At 49.2% G+C, this 23,200-nt stretch carries 24 protein-coding genes and 1 other annotated feature; of the genes, 9 read left to right on the forward strand and 15 right to left on the reverse strand.

The window, feature by feature from the left end; genetic code table 11:
- Position 1 precedes the first annotated feature (1 nt).
- From EDF88_RS01215 to EDF88_RS01230, 4 genes are all read right to left on the reverse strand, one after another.
- Positions 2-1,261 carry an FAD-dependent oxidoreductase gene (locus tag EDF88_RS01215; protein WP_134182359.1) on the reverse strand — a complete coding sequence of 420 codons (1,260 nt, stop codon included), beginning with the start codon at positions 1,259-1,261 and terminating at the stop codon, positions 2-4.
- The gene (locus EDF88_RS01220) at positions 1,258-1,977 is read right to left on the reverse strand and encodes an SDR family NAD(P)-dependent oxidoreductase (RefSeq protein ID WP_064511655.1); all 720 of its coding nucleotides are present in this window, start codon (positions 1,975-1,977) and stop codon (positions 1,258-1,260) included. Before EDF88_RS01220 ends, EDF88_RS01215 begins: the two co-directional genes overlap by 4 nt.
- Positions 1,974-2,408: a nuclear transport factor 2 family protein gene (locus EDF88_RS01225; RefSeq protein WP_134182361.1), complete on the reverse strand. Its 435-nt coding sequence runs from the start codon at positions 2,406-2,408 to the stop codon at positions 1,974-1,976. The genes EDF88_RS01220 and EDF88_RS01225 overlap by 4 nt, the downstream gene beginning before the upstream one ends.
- Before the next feature lie 231 nt (positions 2,409-2,639).
- Positions 2,640-3,368 (reverse strand): MerR family transcriptional regulator, encoded by a 729-nt coding sequence (locus EDF88_RS01230; RefSeq protein WP_064511653.1) that lies wholly within the window; start codon positions 3,366-3,368, stop codon positions 2,640-2,642.
- Between the two features lie 118 nt (positions 3,369-3,486).
- Between EDF88_RS01230 and EDF88_RS01235 the strand changes: the two genes are divergently transcribed.
- A complete protein-coding gene (locus tag EDF88_RS01235; RefSeq protein ID WP_134182363.1) occupies positions 3,487-4,011 on the forward strand; it encodes a lipocalin family protein in 525 nt (174 codons plus the stop codon).
- Between the two features lie 242 nt (positions 4,012-4,253).
- Here the strand turns inward: EDF88_RS01235 and EDF88_RS01240 are convergent, their stop codons facing one another.
- Together EDF88_RS01240 and ydfZ are read right to left on the reverse strand one after the other, a co-directional pair.
- Entirely contained in the window at positions 4,254-4,709 is a 456-nt protein-coding gene (locus tag EDF88_RS01240; RefSeq protein ID WP_134182365.1) for a GNAT family N-acetyltransferase, read from the reverse strand.
- A gap of 354 nt (positions 4,710-5,063) precedes the next feature.
- Positions 5,064-5,267 carry a putative selenium delivery protein YdfZ gene (ydfZ, locus tag EDF88_RS01245; protein ID WP_064511879.1) on the reverse strand — a complete coding sequence of 68 codons (204 nt, stop codon included), beginning with the start codon at positions 5,265-5,267 and terminating at the stop codon, positions 5,064-5,066.
- A 361-nt stretch (positions 5,268-5,628) separates the two neighbouring features.
- Here ydfZ and EDF88_RS01250 point away from each other — a divergent pair, with 361 nt between their 5' ends.
- Positions 5,629-6,456 carry an aminoglycoside phosphotransferase family protein gene (locus EDF88_RS01250; protein ID WP_134182367.1) on the forward strand — a complete coding sequence of 276 codons (828 nt, stop codon included), beginning with the start codon at positions 5,629-5,631 and terminating at the stop codon, positions 6,454-6,456.
- 528 nt (positions 6,457-6,984) lie between these two features.
- Here the strand turns inward: EDF88_RS01250 and EDF88_RS01255 are convergent.
- Positions 6,985-7,863 carry a helix-turn-helix transcriptional regulator gene (locus EDF88_RS01255; RefSeq protein ID WP_243839564.1) on the reverse strand — a complete coding sequence of 293 codons (879 nt, stop codon included), beginning with the start codon at positions 7,861-7,863 and terminating at the stop codon, positions 6,985-6,987.
- 112 nt (positions 7,864-7,975) lie between these two features.
- Between EDF88_RS01255 and EDF88_RS01260 the strand changes: the two genes are divergently transcribed.
- The gene (locus tag EDF88_RS01260) at positions 7,976-9,385 is read left to right on the forward strand and encodes an MFS transporter (protein WP_064511643.1); all 1,410 of its coding nucleotides are present in this window, start codon (positions 7,976-7,978) and stop codon (positions 9,383-9,385) included.
- A gap of 98 nt (positions 9,386-9,483) precedes the next feature.
- Here EDF88_RS01260 and EDF88_RS01265 read toward each other — a convergent pair whose 3' ends face one another.
- Positions 9,484-10,383 (reverse strand): LysR family transcriptional regulator, encoded by a 900-nt coding sequence (locus tag EDF88_RS01265; RefSeq protein ID WP_134182368.1) that lies wholly within the window; start codon positions 10,381-10,383, stop codon positions 9,484-9,486.
- Between the two features lie 141 nt (positions 10,384-10,524).
- Here EDF88_RS01265 and EDF88_RS01270 point away from each other — a divergent pair, with 141 nt between their 5' ends.
- From EDF88_RS01270 to ompW, 3 genes are all read left to right on the forward strand, one after another.
- Positions 10,525-11,100 carry an NAD(P)H-dependent oxidoreductase gene (locus EDF88_RS01270; protein ID WP_134182370.1) on the forward strand — a complete coding sequence of 192 codons (576 nt, stop codon included), beginning with the start codon at positions 10,525-10,527 and terminating at the stop codon, positions 11,098-11,100.
- A 15-nt stretch (positions 11,101-11,115) separates the two neighbouring features.
- A complete protein-coding gene (locus EDF88_RS01275; RefSeq protein ID WP_134182371.1) occupies positions 11,116-11,391 on the forward strand; it encodes a YciI family protein in 276 nt (91 codons plus the stop codon).
- Positions 11,392-11,732: 341 nt separating this feature from the next.
- On the forward strand, positions 11,733-12,365 hold the full coding sequence (gene ompW, locus EDF88_RS01280; protein ID WP_134182373.1) for an outer membrane protein OmpW: 633 nt from the start codon (positions 11,733-11,735) through the stop codon (positions 12,363-12,365).
- Between the two features lie 94 nt (positions 12,366-12,459).
- Here ompW and trpA read toward each other — a convergent pair whose 3' ends face one another.
- The 5 genes from trpA to EDF88_RS01305 are packed head-to-tail and all read right to left on the reverse strand — an operon-like array spanning position 12,460 to position 18,989.
- Positions 12,460-13,266: a tryptophan synthase subunit alpha gene (trpA, locus tag EDF88_RS01285; protein ID WP_064511638.1), complete on the reverse strand. Its 807-nt coding sequence runs from the start codon at positions 13,264-13,266 to the stop codon at positions 12,460-12,462.
- Complete coding sequence (trpB, locus tag EDF88_RS01290; protein ID WP_034457050.1) at positions 13,266-14,459, reverse strand: tryptophan synthase subunit beta; 1,194 nt, start codon at positions 14,457-14,459, stop codon at positions 13,266-13,268. Before trpB ends, trpA begins: the two co-directional genes overlap by 1 nt.
- A 7-nt stretch (positions 14,460-14,466) precedes the next feature.
- Positions 14,467-15,828 carry a bifunctional indole-3-glycerol-phosphate synthase TrpC/phosphoribosylanthranilate isomerase TrpF gene (trpCF, locus tag EDF88_RS01295; protein WP_134182375.1) on the reverse strand — a complete coding sequence of 454 codons (1,362 nt, stop codon included), beginning with the start codon at positions 15,826-15,828 and terminating at the stop codon, positions 14,467-14,469.
- A 3-nt stretch (positions 15,829-15,831) separates the two neighbouring features.
- On the reverse strand, positions 15,832-17,427 hold the full coding sequence (trpD, locus tag EDF88_RS01300; RefSeq protein ID WP_134182377.1) for a bifunctional anthranilate synthase glutamate amidotransferase component TrpG/anthranilate phosphoribosyltransferase TrpD: 1,596 nt from the start codon (positions 17,425-17,427) through the stop codon (positions 15,832-15,834).
- Positions 17,427-18,989: an anthranilate synthase component 1 gene (locus EDF88_RS01305; protein ID WP_064511635.1), complete on the reverse strand. Its 1,563-nt coding sequence runs from the start codon at positions 18,987-18,989 to the stop codon at positions 17,427-17,429. Before EDF88_RS01305 ends, trpD begins: the two co-directional genes overlap by 1 nt.
- Before the next feature lie 22 nt (positions 18,990-19,011).
- Positions 19,012-19,109 (reverse strand) — a sequence feature (Trp leader region).
- Positions 19,110-19,269: 160 nt separating this feature from the next.
- Here EDF88_RS01305 and EDF88_RS01310 point away from each other — a divergent pair.
- The 3 genes from EDF88_RS01310 to rluB all read left to right on the forward strand — a co-directional run bounded on the left by EDF88_RS01310 (position 19,270) and on the right by rluB (position 21,751).
- Positions 19,270-20,139 carry a PHP domain-containing protein gene (locus EDF88_RS01310; RefSeq protein ID WP_243839565.1) on the forward strand — a complete coding sequence of 290 codons (870 nt, stop codon included), beginning with the start codon at positions 19,270-19,272 and terminating at the stop codon, positions 20,137-20,139.
- Positions 20,140-20,150: 11 nt separating this feature from the next.
- A complete protein-coding gene (locus EDF88_RS01315; RefSeq protein ID WP_034455425.1) occupies positions 20,151-20,771 on the forward strand; it encodes an L-threonylcarbamoyladenylate synthase in 621 nt (206 codons plus the stop codon).
- Positions 20,772-20,866: 95 nt separating this feature from the next.
- Positions 20,867-21,751, forward strand: coding sequence for a 23S rRNA pseudouridine(2605) synthase RluB (gene rluB / locus EDF88_RS01320; protein WP_064511633.1), 885 nt, complete (start codon positions 20,867-20,869; stop codon positions 21,749-21,751).
- A 34-nt stretch (positions 21,752-21,785) separates the two neighbouring features.
- Here the strand turns inward: rluB and cobO are convergent, their stop codons facing one another.
- Both cobO and EDF88_RS01330 read right to left on the reverse strand, forming a co-directional pair.
- Entirely contained in the window at positions 21,786-22,376 is a 591-nt protein-coding gene (cobO, locus tag EDF88_RS01325; protein WP_134182379.1) for a cob(I)yrinic acid a,c-diamide adenosyltransferase, read from the reverse strand.
- Complete coding sequence (locus EDF88_RS01330) at positions 22,373-23,134, reverse strand: YciK family oxidoreductase (protein WP_134182381.1); 762 nt, start codon at positions 23,132-23,134, stop codon at positions 22,373-22,375. Before EDF88_RS01330 ends, cobO begins: the two co-directional genes overlap by 4 nt.
- Between the last annotated feature and the right edge of the window lie 66 nt (positions 23,135-23,200).

Genomic DNA, 23,200 nt, shown 5'->3' on the forward strand with positions numbered 1-23,200 from the left:
CTTAGTCACCTTTCCCGGCGGCAATTCCCTTTACCACGTCGAGCGCACTGCGTACCCCGTCTTCATGAAAACCGTTGTACCAGTAAGCGCCACAGAACCAACTTTGCTGATGACCATTAATCTCACTGCGACGCGCCTGAGCACGCCAGCTTTGTGGGTTAAACAGCGGGTGCTCATAAACAAAACGTTTCAGGACAAAGCGTTCATCCACCGGCGTTTCTGGATTCAGAGTCACGCAAAACAGCGGACTCCCCTCAGGTAACCCTTGCAGAATATTCATGTTGTAGGTCACGCAGGCGCGGGCTTCATCCTGTTCGCTCAGACGATAGTTCCAGCTTGCCCAGGCGCGTTCACGTACCGGAAGCCAGCGAGGATCGTTATGTAGGACCACTTCATTACGCTGCCAGCCGATATCACCCAGCACTTCGCGCTCGCTGGTTGTCGGTTCGTCAAGCATCGCCAGAGCCTGCGCAGAGTGGCAGGCGAAGATCACCTGGTCGAAGGTGTGGCTTGCGGTTTCAAGCTGGATCTTAACGCCCTGTGCATTGCGGATGACCTGTTGTACTGGCGAGTTGAGGTGCAGAGTCAGGCGGTCGCCCAGCTGTGAAAGCATGGCGCGGATATACTCTCGAGAGCCGCCTGGCACCACGTACCACTGCGGGCGATGGGTGATATCCAGCAGGCCGTGGTGTTCAAAGAAACGTAAGAACAAGGGCAGGGGAAAACAGCGCATCTCTTGCAGCGATGATGACCAGATGGCGGCGCCCATCGGTAAAATGTAATGGCGTGCGAAAAACGGGCTGAAGCGGTGTTGCTCAAGAAAGTTATGCAGCGTGGCGTTTGGTTCAACTTCGCCCGCAAGCGTAGCTTTCGCCAGGCGATTAAAGCGCGCGATATCTTTTAGCAACTTCCAGAACACGGGGTTGAACAGGTTCCGGCGCTGGGCAAACAACGAGCTGAGGGTATGCCCGTTGTACTCCAGGCCGCTGCGTGGATTATGCACCGAGAAGCTCATCTGCGTTTTTTGCCCGCTGAGCCCAAGCTCGCTCAGCAGGCCCATAAAACGTGGGTAGGTGCGGTCGTTATAGACGATGAACCCGGTATCAATGGCATATATGCCCTGCGGGGTGGTCACATCAACCGTGGCGGTGTGGCCACCCGGAGTGGATTCCGCTTCAAAAATGGTAACCTGGTGATGCCCTGCCAGCCGCCATGCGCAGGTCAAACCAGCGATACCACTGCCGATAATAGCGATTTTCATGATCGCACCATCTTGCGCAGCAATGCTCGCTGTAGAAAGGACGGGAGGGCTGCCAGCAGATGCAGGGTAAGGCTCAAACGAGTGGGAAAGGCGATATGGTTTTTTCCATTTGCCAGGCCCTTGCGAATGGCCTCCACTGCGCTGTCGACGCTGACCCTGCCGGGCATGGAAAAATCATTCTTACGGGTAAGTGGCGTATCGACAAAGCCCGGCGACACCACCGTTACCGCGATACCTTTAGGTTCCCAGTCCAGGCGCAAGCTGTTGGCAAACCAGGTGAGCGCGGCCTTGGACGCGCCATACGCCTCCGCTCTTGGGAAGGGCAGCCAGTGTGCCATTGAGCTAACTAATACCACGCGATTGCCCGAAACCAGCTGTGGCTGAAGTGCCGCCAGGCAGTTTACCGGCCCGAGGAAGTTGGTGTTGATAACCCGTTCTACCAGCGCGGCATCGACTATGCCGCCATCGAGATACTCGCAGGTTCCCGCACAAAGAACGACCAGATCGGCGTAACATCCTTCCAGCGCCTGGCGACAGGCTTCCCTGTCCGTCATATCAAACAGGCGTAGCGTGATGTTCGGGTTGTGCTCGTGAAGGGCCTCAAGCCGGGCAGGATCGCGACCGCAGGCGATGACGTGCCAGCCGTCATCAGCCCAGGATTTTGCAAGCCCCGCCCCAATGCCGGAGGATGCGCCAGTGATGAGGACAGTCATCATGAGCGCACCCTCCTTTTTACTCCGCGTACCAGCCAGCCCAGCAGGGGAAGATGTTCGTAAACCATCTCTCCCGCATCGTAGTAATCGCGCTGACGAATAATCAGGTTGCTCTGTACATCCACGATTGAACACCCTGGCAAAGCGAGCGTGTCTCCTTTAGAAATCCGTGGGTGTGACCAGTGCATTGTCCAGCTCACGGCAAAACGCTGGCCTTCGCTGAGCGGCGAATCGATGGAAAAACGGCAGTGCTCCACGTTAGTCAGCAGATGGGTAAAGTAACGCTGTAGCGCATACAGCCCCTGATGTGTGCCAAAGGGGTCGACCAGTTCGGCATCCGGGTGATATAGCGCCGCAAGCTCCAGCGGAGACTGGTTATCCAGGGTGGTGTAATAGTCAAAAAAACGATCGATGACGGATGGCATTGTGCTCATGAGTCTCACCCTGGCTGTAGAAAACGTGAAGTAATCGTATAATTAAAACTTAGACAATTACTAATATTTGTACAAGTTTAAAGTGAATGTGTTTTTATTGTTCTATATATTCAATGCATTATGTAGGTGTTATTTTGCTGGTTTTGATTGGGTTTTCATAAAAACATGCCAGATACGCAACTTTTTACGGTTGCTTATCATCGAGAGGAAAAGGGGGGCGGGGGAATAGTTTTAGAGTGGGATCACGTCGAGTGAAACGACCTGTTGCTGCCAGAGTTCGATCTGTTTTTTGCGGGCTGCGGTAACTTTACCGGTAGTGACCAGCAGCCATTTTCGCTCAGGGAAGATCTCGGGTGCCAGCATGGCAGGCGGCACAGGGAGCACATCAATGCGATGCCCTTGCCCCGTACGTTTGAGTGCTTCGAGCCAGATTTCACATGGGTCGCTAAGGTGCCAGCCGGTGATGAGGTAATTATCTCCCGGCGCTTTTTTATCACCTTCAAGGCAAAACGAGGTGTAGGAAATGATGATGCCATCGAGGACTTCACGCAGTGTCATGATCGCGGGAATATTGGCTGAGACTTTACTGCGCAGTGGGCGTAGAACTTCGCTGACCATCTCCGGGCGCGGATACTCGCGGCCCGAATCGTAAATCTGCTGGCGCAGAGATTCGATTTTTCCCTCTTTCAACTTCTGCAACATGCTCTCCTGAAGGGTGAGCCAGTTGTTTGTACGGCGAGTTTCTGGACGGGCCAGCAAGGGCTTCACCTGGCTGACGGGGACTCCCTTTTTCACCCAGTCGAGAATTTTAAGTGCCTGCTGGACATCGTCATCACTGTACAGGCGGTGTCCGCCATCGGTGCGCAACGGTTTGATTAAACCGTAACGACGCTGCCAGGCGCGTAGTGTGGTCGCGTTTATCCCGCAAAGGCGGGCAAATTCACCGATGGAATAGGGCATGAGGTACACCTGATGACAAAGAATATTCTCAATATACTACGAATATTTGCAGCCTGAATGAAGAGCAGGGTGTTTGCACTACACTTTACTTCCAACTGCGCAGATGAAAGGAGGACTTATGAAGCTATGGCCCATTGTAACTGGTGTTGCTATCGCACTGACACTGGTTGCTTGTAAATCTCCCACGCCACCGAAAGGCGTTCAACCGATAACTAACTTTGATGCCAACCGCTATCTTGGCAAATGGTATGAAGTCGCTCGCCTTGAAAACCGCTTCGAACGAGGCCTTGAGCAGGTTACTGCTACCTATGGCACGCGCAGCGATGGCGCTATTAGCGTGCTCAATCGTGGCTATGATCCGATTAAGAACAAGTGGAATGAGAGCGAAGGGAAAGCCTCATTTACCGGTGCGCCTACAACCGCCGCGCTGAAAGTTTCATTCTTTGGTCCGTTCTACGGCGGCTATAACGTGATAAGGCTCGATGATGATTACCAGTACGCACTGGTGAGTGGCCCAAACCGTGACTACTTGTGGATTTTGTCGCGTAGGCCAACCATTCCGGATGCGGTGAAGCAGGATTACCTAAACACTGCGCGCACTCTCGGCTTCCAGGTCGATCAGTTGGTTTGGGTGAAGCAATAAATTACACCCGGATCAGAGAGTAATATTGAAAATGCCAGGGCTCATACGCCCTGGTTGATGCTGTAGAATCTCAGGTGTACATCTTGTCAAATTTAAGATTTTGATTAAATGGACATTTAACATTTTTCGATCAGCGCGCTCATACATCTGCACCTATAGCCTGGGGAAAGCCAAACCGCCCGCTGGGACGCTGCGCAAATAAAGGTATGACGAGAAAACGCTTATGCTAAACAGGCTGTGTATCAGTCCCGCAATACTTTCGAGAAACACACCGCTTCTTCTCGGCCGATATAGGGGCCGTAATTCTCAATGGAAACGTATCCATTATTCTTATAAAAATTCACAGCCTTATGGTTAACATTTCGAGTTTCAAGCCAGAGCTCTGCATATCCCATGTTTTTCGCAGATTTCTCAAGAAAATTGAGTAAAGCTTTGCCCAATCCCGGGATGCTTCGGTCTGAAAACATTCTTTTAAGTTCGGCAATATTTTCTGTTATTGGTCGGATAGCACCGCATCCTATTGCATCGCCTTTTTTGTTTCTTGCCAGAACCCAAAGCGACCTGTCACCATCCATTGAGTCAATTGCAAAATTACTTTTTCCACTATCACCAGTTATAGCGGCAAGCTCTGCTGACAATTTTTCAATTAAAGAATAAGAATCTGGTGAAAGTGGATCTGATTTCTCTACTGTTATCATGCGATACCCTTTATAAAGTTCTTAGTCAGGATAGAAGATGATAATGGTAAATGCCTTATGCATCTCCATCAATGAAAATTCAGCTCAAGTAATATCAGTATTTACAATAATGTACACGCTGTACCCACCGTTCATGTAACTCCAGCGGCGGGTATCACCCCGACCTTTCTTTGGTGGGCGCAAGGTTAGAAAGAGTATTGTCCATTCTTCGCTCAAAGCTGATGGAGATTTTCGAGAAGCAGGTCAGCCTTGCTAAGTAATTCATCAAATAAGGCCACCAATTTGGTGGCCTTAAGCAATATATTTTCGGGTTTATCTTATATGTAAAACAATGTGCTGACTCGATAAGCCCTATCAGTGAAGTTCAAGTCGAACTAACTCCATCGGGCAGAAAACACCTTCACAACCTTCGATTTCAACACATTCAGAACGACGAATTTGTTCGGCTGTTTTACCTTCGCCGTGAATGGTCTTAATGACACCAGTCAGACCTTTATTGAACACCATAACACGGCTGCCAGTTGTGATAGCGTTACGGTAGCAATCATAGGTCAACATCATCATTCCTCCTTTTTTGTTGTATTGATACGAGATGATTTAACGGCAAATAAATAGCTCTTCATTGGTAAAAATGTTTTGAGCCAAGTCAAAATTTTGTAAATTTTAGATGCTCAGGAAAAGACCTCAGTCCATCAGCTAAACAAAGTGTTTTAATCACAACCCGGACATATTTACAACTTAAGACTAATTAGTATTTTGGGCTGAGCAGCTATGCCTCGTTCATGAGAGACACTCATAATTAATTCCCCCATACCTTACTAGAAAACAGCATGCAGGAAAGCTCATCACCTATGGGTTAAAATACTTGAATGCATGTCTGCTTCCCCACTTTTAATATAAAGATATTAAAGAAAATTTTATGGAAACGTTCAAGTTAAAACATTGGCTAAATCGCTGGAATCTTATTCCTGATGGCACCCCATTTATAACTCATACATCACAGTTATATCCGGTTAAAATAGCAATACATGGTATTAAAGCCATGTTAAAAGTTACGGATGATACAGATGAACAAGCCGGTAATGCACTAATGGCATGGTGGGAAGGGAATGGTGCGGCGCAGGTTATTGCACATGAAAATGAAGCAATTCTTCTCTCAAGAGCCTCTGGTTCCGCGTCATTGTCAGCTATGTCACGAGAAGGTCAGGATGATGTAGCTTGTCGTATTTTGTGTACTACTGCGAACAGGCTTCATACATTCCCAAAAAAACCATTACCCCAGCTTACGCCTCTACATGAGTGGTTTTATCCTCTAAAACCTGCAGCCTTGAAGTATGGCGGTATCCTGACACGTTGCGCAGAAATCTCCGAAGAATTGCTTTCTTCTCCACGGGATGTGGTTGCATTACATGGTGACTTACATCACGGTAACGTGCTTGATTTTGAAACATCTGGCTGGTTGGCCATTGACCCAAAAGGACTAATAGGTGAACGGGGATTCGACTTTGCCAATATTTTTACTAATCCGGATCTTGGTAATCCAGTGCCTCGTGTCGCGACGCTGCCGGAGATATTTAAACAGCGTCTAAGTGTTGTTGCCGAGACGGCAGAACTGGACAGAGATCGCCTTCTCAAATGGATAATTGCATGGTGCGGGCTTTCAACAACATGGTCCCTCGAAAGTAGTGATGCAACATCAATTGCGTCAAATGTTGCGAAGCTGGCAATTAGCGAATTGGATAAGTGATTAGACAGTTTAGTTATCTTGTCGCTCAGAGCGGACTGTAAGTCCTGGTAGTCTGCTCTGAGCCAGGAGCGGAAGTTCTAGATTCACTAGAATATGGCAGGTTCAGGCATGGTGATTCATCATTAAGCGCAGTTACCGTTCTATCAGCGTAATTACTGCAACTGGACAGCAATATGGCGATTAAGCTGATTACCCTGATACTGGTCACTAATGCCTGCACGGTTTTGGTGTTTCAGACTTTTATCATGCGGTTTCTGGCACAGATCAGCCTGCTGTTGTGAGTGATTATTTACGCCTGCAGGACCAACATGTTGGTACGGTTACAGGGAGACTTACACCAGGACTACGCTGTAACTTACCGGTTCGTCTTTGAATAAATGATAACCACTACATTCTTAACTTGTTCGCCTGGATGATTCTCGTGAAATATATAATGTGGCTATATAAATCCGTCATTACAACGAGTGACATCATGAGCAGCCCACATCACAGGCCAGGAGTGAATATCACTCGCAGGACCATGGGCTACTAGTTCATCTCTTTATGCTCGAGCATGGCAATAATCCGTTCCCCTTTTTCATCTACCGGTACATAAACCAGCAGACGAGACCCATCGCGGGGGGCGGAGAACCAGTTAACCTTTTGTATTTTGAAAGGCCCTAATTCATGGTGATAGTAAGTCATAGTGTGATTTTCGATATAACGAACTTCGTGTCTCTGTTCCCAGAAATGCCTGAATACCGGAGATGCCTCGAAAAATCTCTCTAAGAGATTTTCCCAGCGTGGGTCGCCGCGGTGTTCTGTCATACCCGCATGGAAATAAGCGATAAAAATGGGCAAAACAATATCGTCGTCACCCAGTAAATTATGCCAGTGGTCGTTTGTGAGATATTGGTAAATTGAGTTGCGATCATCGTGTGGCACATTATCGAGATCAACGCCCATCAAACGACAGTAATTAGCGTTATAACCCTGAATATCAAAGTTAGGCATGACGATACTGGCAGGGAGCGGCATGAGCGTATCCAGTATCCGCCGCGATGCAGCGCTGACCTCTTCATACTTTGATGCTACGGGCATTTCTGAAGGTTGCAGGCCTGCAAGAATAAACAAATAACGTGTCTCAGCCGGTGTGCATTGCAGAGCATCAGCAATGGCAGCCATGGAAGCCGTTGACGGATTGACTTTCCGCCCTTGTTCAAGCCAGGTATACCAGGTGACCCCGATATTCGCGAGCATAGCGACTTCTTCGCGACGCAGACCTGGCGTGCGGCGTCTGCCGCTACGAGGTAAACCAAGACGAGCTGGATCAAGGCTTTCGCGCCGTGTACGCAGAAACAGAGCCAATATTTTATTGCTATCATCCAGGAGGTTGGCGGGCATCTCTTGCGAGATTTTGAGGGGCATTAAAAATTCCAATATCGTAGCAGTGATAATACCAGTATAACCAAATACTGGTACCGTGTTAATTCATCAGAAATACTGTATTCGAATTTTAAATTATGCAGTGGAGTACTTGATGAATGTTTCGCCTGGCCGCGCTGGCCTGTTGTTATTATTAACAGCGCAGATGTTGCCAATGATAGATACTTCGATCACTAATGTTGCCCTCGATTCAATTACTCACTCGCTTGGTACGACATCGACTCAGTTGGAACTTATTGTTGCGCTTTATGGTGTTGCTTTTGCCGTCTGTCTTGCCGTGGGAAGTAAACTGGGTGATAACAATGGTCGTCGCCGTATTTTGCAATTAGGTGTATTTATTTTCGGTTTAGCCTCTTTATTATGCGGCATATCTGGTTCTGTAAATGAATTGTTGGCTGCCCGAGTGCTTCAGGGTGCAGGCGCAGCACTGATCGTCCCGCAAATACTTGCCACGCTTCATGTGACGTTAAAAGGTCCCGCTCGTGCACGGGCAATAAGTCTATATGGCGGAATTGGTGGTATTGCATTTATTATCGGGCAGATGGGGGGCGGGTGGCTGGTCTCAGCAGATATAGCGGGACTAGGCTGGCGTAACGCCTTCTTTATTAATGTGCCAATTTGCGTGTTATTCCTGCTATTGAGCCGTTCATATATTCCAGAAACAAGTAGCGAAGCACCTTCACGTATTGACTGGCCAGGAACATCTATTCTGGCAATCATGTTGTGCTGTTTACTGTTTCCGATGACCTTAGGCCCGGAATTAAATTGGCCATGGTATATGCAGGCAATGCTGGTAATGGTACTGCCTCTTGGTTATTTAATGCGCGCTGCTGCTTTAATGCAACAAAAGCGAGGCCTGCAACCTCTTGTGGCACCTCATTTGCTTAAACTCCCGAGCATTCGGTTTGGCTTATTAATTGCAGTATTATTTTTCAGTTGTTGGTCAGGTTTTATGTTCTGCCTGGCAGTGACTTTACAATCCGGTATGGGTATGGAGCCATGGCAATCGGGTAATAGTTTTATTGCGCTTGGCGTTTCTTATTTTATCTCCGCCTGTTATGCCCCAAAACTTATTGCTCGTTACTCAATGAGCACCATTTTGTTAACCGGTATTTCACTGCAAATTTTTGGCCTTATCGGACTCATGGCAACCCTATATCATTATGGCGATGCTGCCGGTGCGTTAATCATTGCGCCAGCAACGGTCTTCATTGGTTATGGTCAGGCTTTAATCGTCAATACGTTTTACCGTGTCGGAATGCAGGATATCAAACCGAATGATGCAGGAGCAGCCAGTGCAATTCTCAGCACCCTACAGCAATCTACATTGGCCCTGGGGCCAGCGGTACTCGGCGGTTTATTCCTTCACATGCAACAACAAAATCATGGGAACTATCCGCAAGCGATGATTGGTGTACTCGGGATGGAAGTCCTGATGATGTTAGTACTGGTCATGGCAACAATAGCAAAACGACGGACCTTATCAGTAACAATCGCCGCCTAAAATAATTTCCACGTACCGTATGGTATTCATTTTAAACAGCAAGCCGGGATAAGAAATATGTTGGCTTGCTGTTTAAATCACTTAAATAATATTAATGGCTATTTTTTCGTTTTCGTCATTAAAAAATCAATCAGCGCTTTGACTCGCTTTGCCTTGCCGGTACTTTTTAAATAGTAGAGATAAACCGGGGGATAGGTTTTCCAGTAAGACATCATTACCGGGATAAATTGTTCTTTATCGGGCTGCAATTCGTACACTGGCTCAAACATTCTTCCTATTCCCAGACCGCTGCGTATTCCATCTGCCATAACATCAATATCATTGCTGATAAGTTGTCCTGACATCTCAACGGTTAATTGCTCACCTTTATCTTCCAGCATTAAAGGGAGGATGCGGTTATTGGTGATAAAGCGATAGCCGATGAGTTGATGCTGATGCAAATCCGTCGGCAGTTCGGGGGTACCGTGTGCTGCGAGATAGGCTCGTGATGCATACAAACCTTCACGAAACGGTTTCATTAACTGGCGGGCCACCACGCTCTCTTCCAGGATATCGCCAAAACGAATGCCCAAATCAAAACGTTCATCAATCATATTCACGGTTCCGTCATAAACGGATATCTCAAGCTGTATTCCCGGATAGCTCTGGCAAAACTCAGCCATAAAGGGCTTCAGAATAAGCAGGTAGGCAAATCGTGACAGAGTAATTCTGACCAGCCCGGATGGTTCCTGATTCAGCTCTTTGATGCTTTCCACCGCACTTTCCAGTGATTCCACAGCCCGCGACGTCTGTTGCAATAATTGTTCCCCGGCATCCGTCAGTTCAATACGCCGCGTGGTGCGAACAAAAAGCGGGTGGCCAATATGCTGCTCAAGTAGTTTTAGCGCTTTGCTCACAGAAGGTGGTGTGATCTCAAGTTTCCTGGCCGCTGCAGTAATGCTGCCTTCACGGGCGATGCTCTGGAAAATACGGATTTGGTTGTAAATGACATTGTTCATGGCGTCATCCAGAAGTAGAAACAAAAGTTAGATTATTAGCTACTGGCTAAGAGTGTATGAGCTATTGATGCTCTAAAAAACAGAATCAGGGTTGTTTATACTCACTTCCAGTTAAACAAACCACTGTTAAGGAAGCCAAAAATGCAAAATGTACTGATTATTTCAGGTCATCCGAATCTTAATGAGTCCATTGGCAATGCCACCATCCTGGGCGAAGTCGCTAAAGCGCTGCCCGAGGCCGAAATTCGCTTTCTTGATGCGCTTTATCCGAACTACCAAATCAATGTGGCGCAGGAGCAGGAAGCCTTGCTTAACGCCGATGTGATCGTCTGGCAGTTTCCTTTTTCCTGGTATTCAGTGCCGGGGTTAATGAAGTTATGGATTGACCAGGTCTTTGTTCACGGTTTTGCCCATGGTTCAACCGCAAAACTGGGTGGCAAAAAGCTGATTATCTCCTTTACCGCCGGCGCACCAGAGAGCCTGTATTCCCCTGAAGGTTTGTTCGGTCACGATATTGGTCAGTACATGACACAGTTTGAAACCACAGCAGTGATGTGCAATCTGCAATTGCAGGAACCCGTTTACACCTTTGGGATCAGCTATGCAGGGCGTGATGAAGCTAAAGTTCGGGAACAGAAAGCAATGGCTAAAGATCACGCCGATCGCCTGGTTACCGCGATTAAAGAAACTGTGCCTACTTTAAAAATGGCTGTCTAAAAGAGAAGGCAAAAAATGTATCTCATCAATATTACGGTGAATGACGATATTACGGCTGAACAGCATGAAGCGCTTTTCACAAGCCATGTCAGCTGGTTTCAGCAGTATTTCAATACAGGCAATTTTGTTCTCATCGGCCCCTATTTGGATCGCGAAAAAGCCGGGGTGATTATTGCTCAGACCGACAGTCGGGAAGAGCTGGAAGCTATTCTGAAAGAAGACGCCTATTACCCCAATCTCGCTGAATATGAGATTCGTGAATTTACCCCCAAAATGGTAGGAAGCTGGTAATAAAAACTCGGCTATTGCGAATCAACCAAGGAGTCTGGAGCGGCGAAATGGATGGTGGTGATGGCGTGATTCGTCCATCACATCTTAGGCAAATGGGCAGCACTGTTATTGAGCAGTTCTGCCCATTTTGTATTTTGGTTCTGAATAATATTACCCGTGCCAGATTATGCCGGGCTATGGATCAAACGACACCAAAGTTGTGACGTTAAGAAAAATGCGAAAAATTAATCCAGATCATTAAATGTTAAATTAGCCAGCAAAGTGTGATCGAACCTGGATCACTTTGTACTCAATAATGAGTATATTCAGCCCGCTGTTAAAACCATAACAAGGAGAGGGCTATGAAAAAATTGTCTGTGGCGTTACTTGCATTAACCTGCTTATCTGGTGAAGCACTGGCACATCAACAAGGTGAATTCTTCATGCGTGCGGGTTCAGCAACCGTGCGCCCAACGGAAGGTTCTGACAATGTGCTTGGGATGGGCGGTTTTAGCGTCAGCAACAATACCCAACTGGGACTGACATTTGACTATATGGTGACCGATAACATCGGCATCGAGTTGCTTGCGGCTACACCGTTTCGCCATCGCGTTGGTTTAGGTCCGACAGGCGACCTGGCTACCGTTCGTCAACTACCACCAACACTGATGGCGCAGTGGTACTTTGGAGATGCGAAAAGCAAAGTACGGCCATATATCGGCGCAGGTATTAACTACACCACTTTCTTTGATGCCGACTTTAATCAGACTGGCAAAGATGCAGACTTGAGCGATCTGAGTGTGAAAGATTCGTGGGGAGCGGCAGGGCAAGTTGGGCTGGATTATATGGTTAATGATAACTGGTTGCTGAACATGTCGGTGTGGTACATGGATATCGACACTGAAGTGAAGTTTAAAGCTGGTGGTGAAGAGCAGAATATCAAGACGCGGATTGACCCGTGGGTCTTTATGTTCTCGGCAGGTTATCGTTTCTGATAGAACGGTAATGTCGGATGTCGCTGCGCTAATCCGACCTACGCGAGCAGTTGTAGGCCGGATTAGCGTTAGCGCCATCCGGCAACAATGAAAATTAACGACGAGTCGCGGCTTTCAAGCTCTGAACAAACGCTTTCAACTCGCTTAACATCACATCAGGGTTATCCAGATTCTTCTCGATGATTTTCACAATCGCGGAACCCGAAATCGCTCCGGCAGCGCCGGCATCAATCGCATCTTTCACCTGCGAAGGTTCGGAAATCCCAAAGCCTTGCAGTGAAGGTGCCGCACCAAATTCAGTTAGTTTTTCTACCAAATGATGAAGCGGCAACTGCGCACGGGTTTCTGCACCGGTCACGCCTGCACGAGACAGCAGATAGGTGTATCCACGGCCATGAGTGGCGATTTCACGCAGCAGCGCATCATCAGCATTTGGTGGACAAATGAAGATTGGTGCGACGTTATTGCGCATCGCTGCCTGGCGGAATGGCGCAGACTCTTCAATTGGCACATCTGCAATCAATACCGAATCGACACCAACTTTGGCACACAACGCGTAAAACTCGTCAATACCGCGGCTAAACACCAGGTTGGCATACATCAGCAAGCCAATCGGAATCGTCGGGTGCTTCTGGCGAATAACGGCCAGCATTTCAAAACACTGCGTTGGTGTAACGCCTGCGGCAAATGCACGCAGAGCGGCGTTCTGAATGGTCGGGCCATCTGCCAGCGGGTCGGAGAAGGGAATCCCCAACTCCAGTGCATCGGCACCGGCTTCAATCAGGGTGTCGATAATCTTCAGTGACTGCTCTGGCGATGGATCGCCCAGAGTAACGAAGGGAACAAAAGCACCTTCACCACGAGCTTGCAACTGTTCAAATGCGTGTTGATAACGTTCCATTAGATTTCCCCTCGCGCTTTCAGAATGTCGTGAACGGTGAAGATGTCTTTGTCACCACGGCCGGAGAGGTTTACTACCAGCAGCTGTTCTTTTTCTGGATTCTCTTTGATCATTTTCAGCGCGTGAGCCAGTGCATGAGAAGATTCCAGAGCCGGAATAATACCTTCACTGCGACACAGCGTTTTGAATGCTTCCAGCGCTTCGTCATCGGTGATTGATACATAATCGGCACGGCCAATGCTGTTCAGGTGCGCATGCTGTGGGCCAACTGATGGGAAATCCAGACCCGCAGAGATAGAGTAAGATTCTTCAATCTGGCCTTCGTCAGTTTGCATCATCGGGGATTTCATCCCGAAGTAGATGCCTACGCGACCATGTTTCAGTGGCGCACCGTGTTCACCGCTTTCGATGCCGTGCCCGGCTGGTTCAACACCAATCAGGCCGACTTTGGCATCGTTAATAAAGTCTGCAAACATGCCGATTGCGTTAGAACCGCCGCCTACACAGGCGATAACTGCATCTGGCAGGCGGCCTTCTTTTTCAAGGATCTGCGCTTTGGTTTCCTCACCGATCATGCGCTGGAACTCACGCACGATAGTTGGGAATGGATGCGGACCAGCTGCGGTGCCGAGCATATAGTGCGCGGTGTCGTAGCTGCCAGACCAGTCGCGCAATGCTTCGTTACAGGCATCTTTCAGCGTGGCAGAGCCGCTATGTACAGGAATCACTTCCGCACCCATCAGGCGCATACGGAACACGTTCGGCGACTGGCGCTCTACGTCTTTTGCACCCATATAAATGCGACATTTCAAGCCGAGCAGGGCACTGGCTAATGCTGATGCCACACCATGTTGACCGGCACCGGTTTCGGCGATGATTTCAGTTTTGCCCATTTTCTTAGCAAGCAAAGCCTGGCCGAGAACCTGGTTGGTTTTGTGTGCGCCGCCGTGCAGTAAATCTTCACGTTTTAAATACAAGGTGGTTTTGGTGCCAGCTGTCAGGTTACGACATTTGGTCAGTGCAGTTGGGCGGCCTGCGTAGTTTTTCAGCAGGTCGTTAAATTCAGCCTGAAACTCAGCATCGCTTTGCGCGGCAACAAAAGCTTCTTCTAACTGACGCAGTGCAGGCATCAGAATTTGCGGCACGTACATGCCACCAAACTCACCGAAATAGGGATTAAGTAAAGTCATGATATTTTCCTTAGTAAGCCCGCAGCGTCTGGAAGACGGCAGCCAGCTTGTTAGCATCTTTAATACCCGGCGCGCTTTCGACACCCGAGTTGAAATCTAAACCTATGCAGCCTGTTTTTGCCGCTTCGACGCAGTTATCTGCACCCAGTCCGCCAGCCAGAATGACGTTTTCCAGATTCTGGCCTGCCAGGAGGGACCAATCAAAGCTTTGCCCGCTGCCGCCCTGGCCATTGTCGAAGAGATATTTGTCGACGTGGTTTAAATCTCGCGCCGGTAAACTCTCTTTAACACTCAGTGCTTTCCAGATTTGCACATTCGCTGGCAGGATGGCACGCAACTCGTCGATGTAATTCTGGTCTTCATCACCATGTAGTTGCACAGCAGACAAAGTGAATTTTTCGGCTTTTTGTACCACTTCACTTACCGGAGTGTTGCGGAACACGCCTGCAAATTTCAATGGGGCTGCGGCAATCACCGATGCTGCGGTTTCATCGCTAACAAATCGCGGTGACGTCGGTACAAAAATCAGTCCACCATAAATAGCACCTGCTTCATATGCCGCGCGGGCATCCTGGGGGCGGGTGAGGCCACATACTTTGTTATTGCCAAGCGTTACACGACGCACTGCGGCATTTAAATCGTCTTCACCCATCAGGGCAGAACCAATCAGGAAGCCGTTAGCGTAGTGGCTGAGCTCGCGGATTTGGCCGTAATTGCTGATGCCAGACTCACTGATAACCGTCACACCATGCCCTAAACGAGGCGCTAATTGGCGCGTACGGTTCAGGTCGATGGATAAGTCGCGCAAGTCTCGGTTATTGATACCGACAACTTTGGCGCCCAGGGCGATTGCGCGCTCAAGCTCTTCTTCATTGCTGACTTCTGTCAGCACACCCATATTCAGGCTATGTGCTACAGCTGCGAGCTGGCGGTACTGCTCGTCGTTAAGAACGGACAACATCAACAGACAAGCATCGGCCTGATAAAAACGGGCCAGGTGAATCTGATACGAGTCGATAATAAAGTCTTTGCACAATACTGGCTGCGTGACGATATCGCTGACAATCGGTAGGAAATCGAAGCTGCCCTGGAAATATTTCTCGTCAGTCAGTACTGAAATAGCGGAAGCGTAGTGTTTATAAACATTAGCAATACGCGCCGGGTCGAAATCATCACGAATCACGCCTTTAGATGGAGAAGCTTTTTTACACTCCAGAATAAAGGCCGTACGGGCACCTTGCAGTGCGTGATAAAAATTACGCGTCGCCGGTACGATGTTGTTCTGGAAACTTGCCAGGGGTTGTTGTTGCTTGCGTGCTTCAACCCAAATCGCCTTATCAATGACGATCTTCTTTAATACTGTTTCCTGCATGACTTATCCTCTTCCTGCAAGCTGAGTAACCCGGTCATACGCAGCACCGCTGCGCAGTACTTCCAGAACTCGTTGTGCGTTCGCTTTAAGATCTTCTTGCCCATGCAGGCGCATTAGCATTGCGACGTTTGCCGCTACAGCGGACTCATGAGCTGTCTCTCCTTTACCTTGTAACAGGCGGCTGAGAATGTCACGGTTTTCTTCCGGTGTGCCGCCTGCAAGCTGGTCCTGGTGATAAGCAGGAAGGCCAAAGTCAGTTGCTTCCAGTTGGTAGCTTTTGATCTCGCCATCATGTAGCTCTGCAACTTGTGTAGTGGCATGCAGAGAAACTTCATCCATTCCGCCGCTATGCACTACTGCCGCGCGCTTATAACCCAACACGCGCAGTGTTTCTGCAATCGGCAGCACCAGTTCCGCACTATAAACGCCAATCAACGCCATTTGTGGATGTGCCGGGTTAATCAATGGCCCAAGCACGTTAAACAGGGTGCGCGTTTTTAACTGCTGGCGCACGGGCATCGCATGGCGGAAACCAGTGTGGTATTTCGGTGCGAACAGGAAACAGACGCCCAAATCATCTAGCGCTTGACGGGACGCTTCAGCACTCATTTCCAGATTAATACCAAACGCGGCCAGTAAGTCGGAAGAGCCAGATTTACTGGAAACACTACGGTTACCGTGTTTCGCCACTTTCAGGCCAACTGCCGCGGCCACAAAGGCACTGGCGGTGGAAATATTGATGCTGTTGCTGCCATCACCGCCGGTGCCAACGATGTCGGCAAAAGGATAATCCGGGCTTGGAAACGGCGCTGCGGCTTCCAGCAACGCGGTTGCGGCACCGGCAATTTCATTCGGATGCTCACCGCGTACTTTCATGCTAACCAGTGCGGCTGCCAGTTGTTCTGGTTTCAGCTCACCACGAACGATGGCGGCAAACAGCTGGTGGCTTTCTTCGCGGCTCAGCGTTTGAGCTTTGTACAGTTTGTCGAGAATCGGTTGCAGCGTGTTGGCTTGTTTTAACTTCAGCAATGCCCAGTCGAGAGTCTGCTCAAGCAAGCGCGCGCCGTGAGTGGTTAGAATGGATTCAGGGTGGAACTGGAAACCACATACGCGGTCAGCGTCGTGGCGAACCGCCATCACCATGCCATCAAAATGGGCGTTAATGGTTAAACCCGCAGGAATATTGCTGCCGACTAATGAGTGGTAGCGCGCAACCGGCAATGGATTAGGTAAACCGGTAAACATGGCTTCACTGTCATGGGAAATAATTGATGCTTTACCATGCAGGATTTCACCCGCCTGGCCGACATAACCGCCGTAAGCTTCAACAATAGCCTGGTGGCCCAGACAGATACCGATAATCGGCAACTTACCACGCAAACGGGTCAACAGCTCAGGCATACAGCCCGCTTCACTCGGCGCACCAGGACCAGGTGAGAGCATCAGAACCGGGTTGTCCATCGTTTCCAGACGCTCAATTAAGGTCTGTGCTGGAACATGGTTACGATAGATGACGACATGGTGTCCGTTAGCACGCAGCTGATCGGCCAGGTTATAGGTAAACGAGTCGATATTATCGAGCAGCAGAATGTCAGCCATCAGAAAATCTCCTGTGCGTGATGCGCGGTAGCGATAGCGCGCAGTACAGCGCGGGCTTTGTTACGTGTTTCGTCAGCTTCGGACTGCGGTACGGAATCTAGTACTACGCCAGCCCCGGCCTGTACGGTGGCAATGCCGTTTTCAACGTAGGCGGAGCGGATAACGATACAGGTGTCTAAATCACCATGAGCGGTGAAGTAGCCGACGGCGCCGCCGTAGCTGCCACGGCGCACACCTTCAGCTTTGGCAATCAGCTGCATAGCGCGTACTTTTGGTGCGCCGCTCAGGGTGCCCATATTCATGCAGGCGCGGTAAGCGTGCAGTACGTCGAGATCTTTATGCAGTTCGCCCACCACACGTGATACCAGGTGCATCACAAAGGAGTAACGGTCAACTTTAGTCAGGTCAGCAACATAACGGCTGCCTGGTGTGCAAATTCGTGCCAGGTCGTTACGCGCCAGGTCAACCAACATCAGATGCTCGGACATCTCTTTATGGTCGGTACGCATCTCCAGCTCAATACGGCTGTCGAGGTCACGATCAAGTGAGCCATCAGCGCGGCGACCGCGTGGACGAGTCCCGGCAATTGGGTAAATTTCTATCTGGCGTGATTTCGCATCGTATTTCAGCGAGCTTTCAGGGGATGCGCCAAACAGAGTGAAATCGTTATCCTGCATAAAGAACATATACGGGCTTGGGTTGCTCTTTTTCAGTGTCTGGTAAGCGGCAAGTGGAGAAGGGCATGGCAGTGAGAAACGGCGTGATGGGACAACCTGGAAAATCTCACCGATGCGAATGGCTTTCTGCATTTTGCGCACCACATCGCCAAACTCTTCATCGCTTTGGTTGCATTCGCAGGTCATGCGTTCCACTTTTTGCACCGGCAGCGCAGAAGGTTCCTGCTGCATCTGCTTGCTCAGTTGTTCAGAGCGCTGAATCAAACGCTGTTTTTCCGAAGCTGATGGGGTGAACAAGCTTGACTGAATGCGTGTATTTTTTTTCTGATGGTCGATAACCAGCAACGTTTCTGCCAGGTAGAAACAGTAGTCAGGGCAGTTGTTGTCTTGCTTGAGATCGGGCAAGTCTTCAAATCCTGCAACCAGGTCGTATGCAAACAAGCCGCCGAAGAACATCGCTTCACGCTCGTTTTCCGGCACCGTCACCAATTCCTGCATCAGACGGAAGGCGTCAAATACCGACAGTGAACACAGACGAGCATCTTCATCCAACAGCGAACTGATTACTGGGAAGCGCAACACACGGCCTTGTGGTGAATGTTTATTTTCTACGCCGCTAGGTAAAGCCGCATCCAGCAATGGAAGCAGTGAGGCGCCATTTTCTGAAAGGGCGTGAATCGTGACGGTGTCACCCAAGGCGGTAATACGCAGCGCACTGTCAACTAACAGCAGGCTTTTTAAATCATCCTTGCTGTCGATATCGGCGGATTCGAGCAGTAAGGTTGCTGGACGTGCGCCGCACAGCTGGTGGAAAACGGCTGTCGGGTTATCACGATATGGCGCGTCGTTAATCAGTAATTCGAGCGCTGGTTTTTGTGTTTGCATTTTTTGCTCTCATATTTTGTTCAAAAAAAGGCCCGCTTCATTGGCGGGCCTGGTATCTGGGCTGAAATACAGCCATAGCGATTACACTGCCCGTTATCAGGAAGTACGCCACCAGCTGTGCATGCGGATTATCGCTTTCATTATCAGATACCTTTCTCGTGTGAACTTGCGTACTAGTTAACTAGTTCGATGAATCAAAGTCAATAGCGATTTTTAGTTATGAAGGAAAATCGCTATCATGAGCGGCGTTTTTCATTTTATTAACACACCCGGAGTTATTTTGAGCCAACCAACACTAGCGGTGATTCACGACTTACATAGCCATACCACCGCGTCTGATGGCCTACTAACGCCAGAGGCGTTAGTACAACGAGCCGTTGAAATGCGTGTTGGCATTCTGGCAATAACAGACCATGACACAGTAGCCGGAATTGCTGCAGCAAGGGAAGCGGTATCACGCCTGCAATTGCCATTGCGTTTAATTAGCGGCGTTGAGATCTCAACCATCTGGGAAAACCATGAAATACATATTGTTGGATTAGGTGTTGATGAGCACAATCCGCAATTAGCTGAGTTCCTTGCCCAGCAAAGTGAGCGCCGTGTTCAGCGAGCAACATTAATCGCTGAACGTCTGGAAAAAGCACATATCCCCGGTGCACTGGAAGGTGCGATGCGCCATGCCAACGGTGGCGAAGTCACTCGTGGCCATTTCGCGCGCTTTTTGATGGAGTGTGGAAAGGCCAATACAATGGCAGATGTGTTTAAGAAATATCTCGCAAAGGGGAAAACCGGTTACGTTCCGCCACAGTGGTGTACAATAGAACAAGCTATTGATGTAATTCATCATTCTGGCGGGCAGGCGGTTCTGGCGCATCCAGGCCGTTATGACCTTAGTGCTAAATGGCTGAAAAGGTTACTGGCGCAGTTTGCCGAAAATGGTGGCGATGCCATGGAAGTCGCGCAGTGCCAGCAAGCTCCCAATGAGCGCACCCAACTTGCGAGTTACGCACAGCAATTTAATTTGCTGGCGTCGCAAGGCTCAGATTTCCACATGCCTTGCGCGTGGATCGAGCTTGGGCGCAAGCTCTGGCTGCCTGCAGGCGTAGTACCTGTTTGGCAGAATTGGGATGTCGGCCACATCGCAAAATAGAGGGCAGTTGTATGAGTCAATTTTTCTATATTCACCCGGATAACCCACAACAGCGTCTGATTAACCAGGCAGTTGAAATTGTTCGTAAGGGCGGCGTTATTGTTTACCCAACCGACTCGGGTTATGCATTGGGCTGTAAACTTGAAGATAAAACGGCAATGGAGCGCATTTGCCGCATCCGTCATTTGCCTGATGGGCACAATTTTACATTGATGTGCCGGGATTTATCCGAGCTTTCAACGTATGCATTTGTTGATAACGTGGCGTTTCGCTTAATCAAAAATAACACGCCAGGTAATTACACCTTTATTCTCAAAGGCACCAAAGAAGTTCCGCGCCGTTTGTTGCAGGAAAAGCGTAAGACGATTGGCTTACGCGTTCCATCCAACCCGATAGCATTGGCGTTGCTCGAAGTGCTGGATCAACCGATGTTATCGACATCGCTGATGCTGCCAGGTAGTGAGTTTACCGAGTCAGATCCAGAAGAAATTAAAGACCGTCTCGAAAAGGTTGTCGATTTAGTTATCCATGGTGGTTACCTTGGGCAGCAGCCAACAACGGTTGTTGATTTAACTGAGGATGCACCTGTTGTTATCCGTGAAGGTGCCGGTGACGCTAAGCCTTTCTTATAAGTGCGTCTGCGGCTATACTGTGCGGCCTAAAATGGGGCTGACATGCTTCATTATCCCAATTCGACGCCTGTGAAGGCGACACCCGAGGAAGCTCAATGAGCGATAAGAGCGAAAAGTTACAAAAAGTTTTGGCCCGTGCAGGCCATGGTTCCCGTCGTGAGATTGAAACCATTATCTCTGCCGGCCGTGTCAGTGTGGATGGCAAAGTTGCCAAATTAGGTGATCGTGTTGAAGTAACACAGGCCCTGAAAATCCGTATTGATGGTCACCTGATTTCCATTAAAGAATCTGCAGAACAGATTTGCCGTGTGTTGGCTTACTACAAGCCAGAAGGCGAATTGTGTACGCGTAATGACCCAGAAGGGCGTCCAACCGTATTTGACCGTTTACCAAAACTGCGCGGTGCGCGCTGGATTGCTGTCGGTCGTCTGGATGTGAATACCTGTGGTTTATTACTTTTCACAACTGACGGTGAGCTGGCAAACCGCCTGATGCACCCAAGTCGTGAAGTAGAACGTGAATACGCAGTACGTGTGTTCGGCGAAGTTGACGACGACAAAGTGAAACAACTGGGTCGTGGTGTGCAGCTTGAAGATGGCCCGGCCGCGTTTAAAACCATCAAATTTACCGGTGGTGAAGGCATTAACCAATGGTACAACGTTACTCTTACTGAAGGCCGCAACCGTGAAGTGCGCCGCCTCTGGGAAGCAGTAGGTGTGCAGGTTAGCCGTCTGATTCGTGTGCGTTACGGTGACATCCAGTTGCCGAAAGGCCTGCCACGTGGTGGTTACACTGAGCTCGACCTGGGTCAAACTAACTACCTGCGTAAATTGGTAGAGTTGCAGGAAGAGACAGAAAGCAAAGTGGCGGTAGAGAAAGACCGTCGCCGCATGAAGGCGAACCAGATTCGTCGTGCGGTGAAACGCCATACGCAAACTACTGGTAGCGGCGGCGGCCGTCGCGGTGGGCGCAGTAGCTAAAACATTAAACCCCTCAAGTTGAGGGGTTTTTTTATTAATAATCGATACCGATTTGCGCTTTAATGCCTGCATCAAAGGCATGTTTGACCGGTCTTAACTCACTCACCGTATCCGCCACTTCAAGAATATCCCGATGACATCCGCGCCCGGTCACGATAACCGTCTGGTTTGCAGGACGCTGTGTAAGCGCCTTCAGCACCTCTTCAAGGGCCAGGTAATCGTAGGCGACCATATAGGTGATTTCGTCGAGGAGAACCATATCCAGTGACTCATCTGCAAGCATTCGCTTTGCATGCTCCCACACTTCAAGGCACGCTGCGGTATCAGTTTCACGGTTTTGAGTATCCCAGGTAAAACCAGTAGCCATAACCTGAAACTCAACCCCCAGTGGTTCAAGTAGATTACGTTCACCGTTTGGCCACTGACCTTTGATAAACTGGATTACACCTACTTTTTTACCGTGGCCAACGGCACGGGTTGCAGTGCCAAAAGCCGCTGTTGTTTTCCCCTTACCGTTTCCGGTAAAGACTATCAAAATACCGCGTTCATCTTGTGCTGCGGCGACGCGGGCATCGACTTTCTCTTTTTGGCGCTGTTGGCGCTGCTGGTAACGATCTTCACTCATTCCGAAATTCCTGGTTTACGGTTGGGTTGAGCATCAAAGCTCATGCCTGTTTTACGACGGCTATCATCGCCCATCAGCCATAAATAGAGCGGCATGAGGTCCCGTGGCGTTTTCAGCTTATCAGGATCCTCTGTGGGGAATGCACTAGCGCGCATTGCAGTACGTGTGCCACCGGGGTTGATACAATTGACGCGCAAATTATGTTGTTTATATTCTTCCGCCAGCACTTGCATCATACCTTCGGTGGCGAATTTTGATACCGCATAGGCACCCCAACCCGCACGACCCAGGCGGCCTACGCTTGAGCTTGTGAAGACTAGCGAACCGGCATCAGATTTGAGTAATAAAGGAAGCAATGCCTGAGTCAGGAAGAAGGTGAGGTTAACATTTACCTGCATCACGTTCTGCCATATTTGCGGATCTTGTTCATCCATTGGGCAAATATCGCCGAGGATGCCGGCATTGTGCAGTACACCATCTAAACGCGGAATTAGCCCTGAAAGTTTATGCGCTAGGTTATGACAGTCTTCAGGTGTTGCGTTGGAAAAATCCAACGTAAACCAGTGCGGTAAGCTGCCATAACGGGTGTTGATTTCATCGGCGACTCTACGGAGCTTATCTTCATTGCGGCCAAGCAGAATGACGTTTGCACCATAACGTGCATAAGTTAAGGCGGCTTCCCGTCCGATACCATCACTGGCGCCGGTGACTAAAATGATGCGATTTTGCAGTAAATCTGTTTTCGGTTGATAGTGCACTCTCAACTCCTCGCGCGATGCTTTTGCTCACGTCTTATTTCTCGGATTTATAACCTTTAGGCTTTA

It is taken from the genome of Buttiauxella sp. BIGb0552 (assembly GCF_004366275.1).
In the GTDB taxonomy this organism is placed as follows: Bacteria; Pseudomonadota; Gammaproteobacteria; order Enterobacterales; family Enterobacteriaceae; genus Buttiauxella; species Buttiauxella gaviniae.

Bases quoted from the DNA above. Each gene is read 5' to 3' on its own strand.
- cobO (WP_134182379.1), bottom strand. From the start codon at position 22,376: ATGAGTGAAGATCGTTACCAGCAGCGCCAACAGCGCCAAAAAGAGAAA.
- EDF88_RS01230 (WP_064511653.1), bottom strand. From the start codon at position 3,368: ATGCCCTATTCCATCGGTGAATTTGCCCGCCTTTGCGGGATAAACGCG.
- trpCF (WP_134182375.1), bottom strand. From the start codon at position 15,828: ATGCAGGAAACAGTATTAAAGAAGATCGTCATTGATAAGGCGATTTGG.
- EDF88_RS01275 (WP_134182371.1), top strand. From the start codon at position 11,116: ATGTATCTCATCAATATTACGGTGAATGACGATATTACGGCTGAACAG.
- ompW (WP_134182373.1), top strand. From the start codon at position 11,733: ATGAAAAAATTGTCTGTGGCGTTACTTGCATTAACCTGCTTATCTGGT.
- EDF88_RS01240 (WP_134182365.1), bottom strand. From the start codon at position 4,709: ATGATAACAGTAGAGAAATCAGATCCACTTTCACCAGATTCTTATTCT.
- EDF88_RS01265 (WP_134182368.1), bottom strand. From the start codon at position 10,383: ATGAACAATGTCATTTACAACCAAATCCGTATTTTCCAGAGCATCGCC.
- EDF88_RS01315 (WP_034455425.1), top strand. From the start codon at position 20,151: ATGAGTCAATTTTTCTATATTCACCCGGATAACCCACAACAGCGTCTG.
- EDF88_RS01250 (WP_134182367.1), top strand. From the start codon at position 5,629: ATGGAAACGTTCAAGTTAAAACATTGGCTAAATCGCTGGAATCTTATT.
- trpA (WP_064511638.1), bottom strand. From the start codon at position 13,266: ATGGAACGTTATCAACACGCATTTGAACAGTTGCAAGCTCGTGGTGAA.
- EDF88_RS01220 (WP_064511655.1), bottom strand. From the start codon at position 1,977: ATGATGACTGTCCTCATCACTGGCGCATCCTCCGGCATTGGGGCGGGG.
- EDF88_RS01270 (WP_134182370.1), top strand. From the start codon at position 10,525: ATGCAAAATGTACTGATTATTTCAGGTCATCCGAATCTTAATGAGTCC.
- ydfZ (WP_064511879.1), bottom strand. From the start codon at position 5,267: ATGTTGACCTATGATTGCTACCGTAACGCTATCACAACTGGCAGCCGT.
- trpD (WP_134182377.1), bottom strand. From the start codon at position 17,427: ATGGCTGACATTCTGCTGCTCGATAATATCGACTCGTTTACCTATAAC.
- EDF88_RS01235 (WP_134182363.1), top strand. From the start codon at position 3,487: ATGAAGCTATGGCCCATTGTAACTGGTGTTGCTATCGCACTGACACTG.
- EDF88_RS01260 (WP_064511643.1), top strand. From the start codon at position 7,976: ATGAATGTTTCGCCTGGCCGCGCTGGCCTGTTGTTATTATTAACAGCG.
- EDF88_RS01215 (WP_134182359.1), bottom strand. From the start codon at position 1,261: ATGAAAATCGCTATTATCGGCAGTGGTATCGCTGGTTTGACCTGCGCA.
- rluB (WP_064511633.1), top strand. From the start codon at position 20,867: ATGAGCGATAAGAGCGAAAAGTTACAAAAAGTTTTGGCCCGTGCAGGC.
- EDF88_RS01305 (WP_064511635.1), bottom strand. From the start codon at position 18,989: ATGCAAACACAAAAACCAGCGCTCGAATTACTGATTAACGACGCGCCA.
- EDF88_RS01255 (WP_243839564.1), bottom strand. From the start codon at position 7,863: ATGCCCCTCAAAATCTCGCAAGAGATGCCCGCCAACCTCCTGGATGAT.
- EDF88_RS01225 (WP_134182361.1), bottom strand. From the start codon at position 2,408: ATGAGCACAATGCCATCCGTCATCGATCGTTTTTTTGACTATTACACC.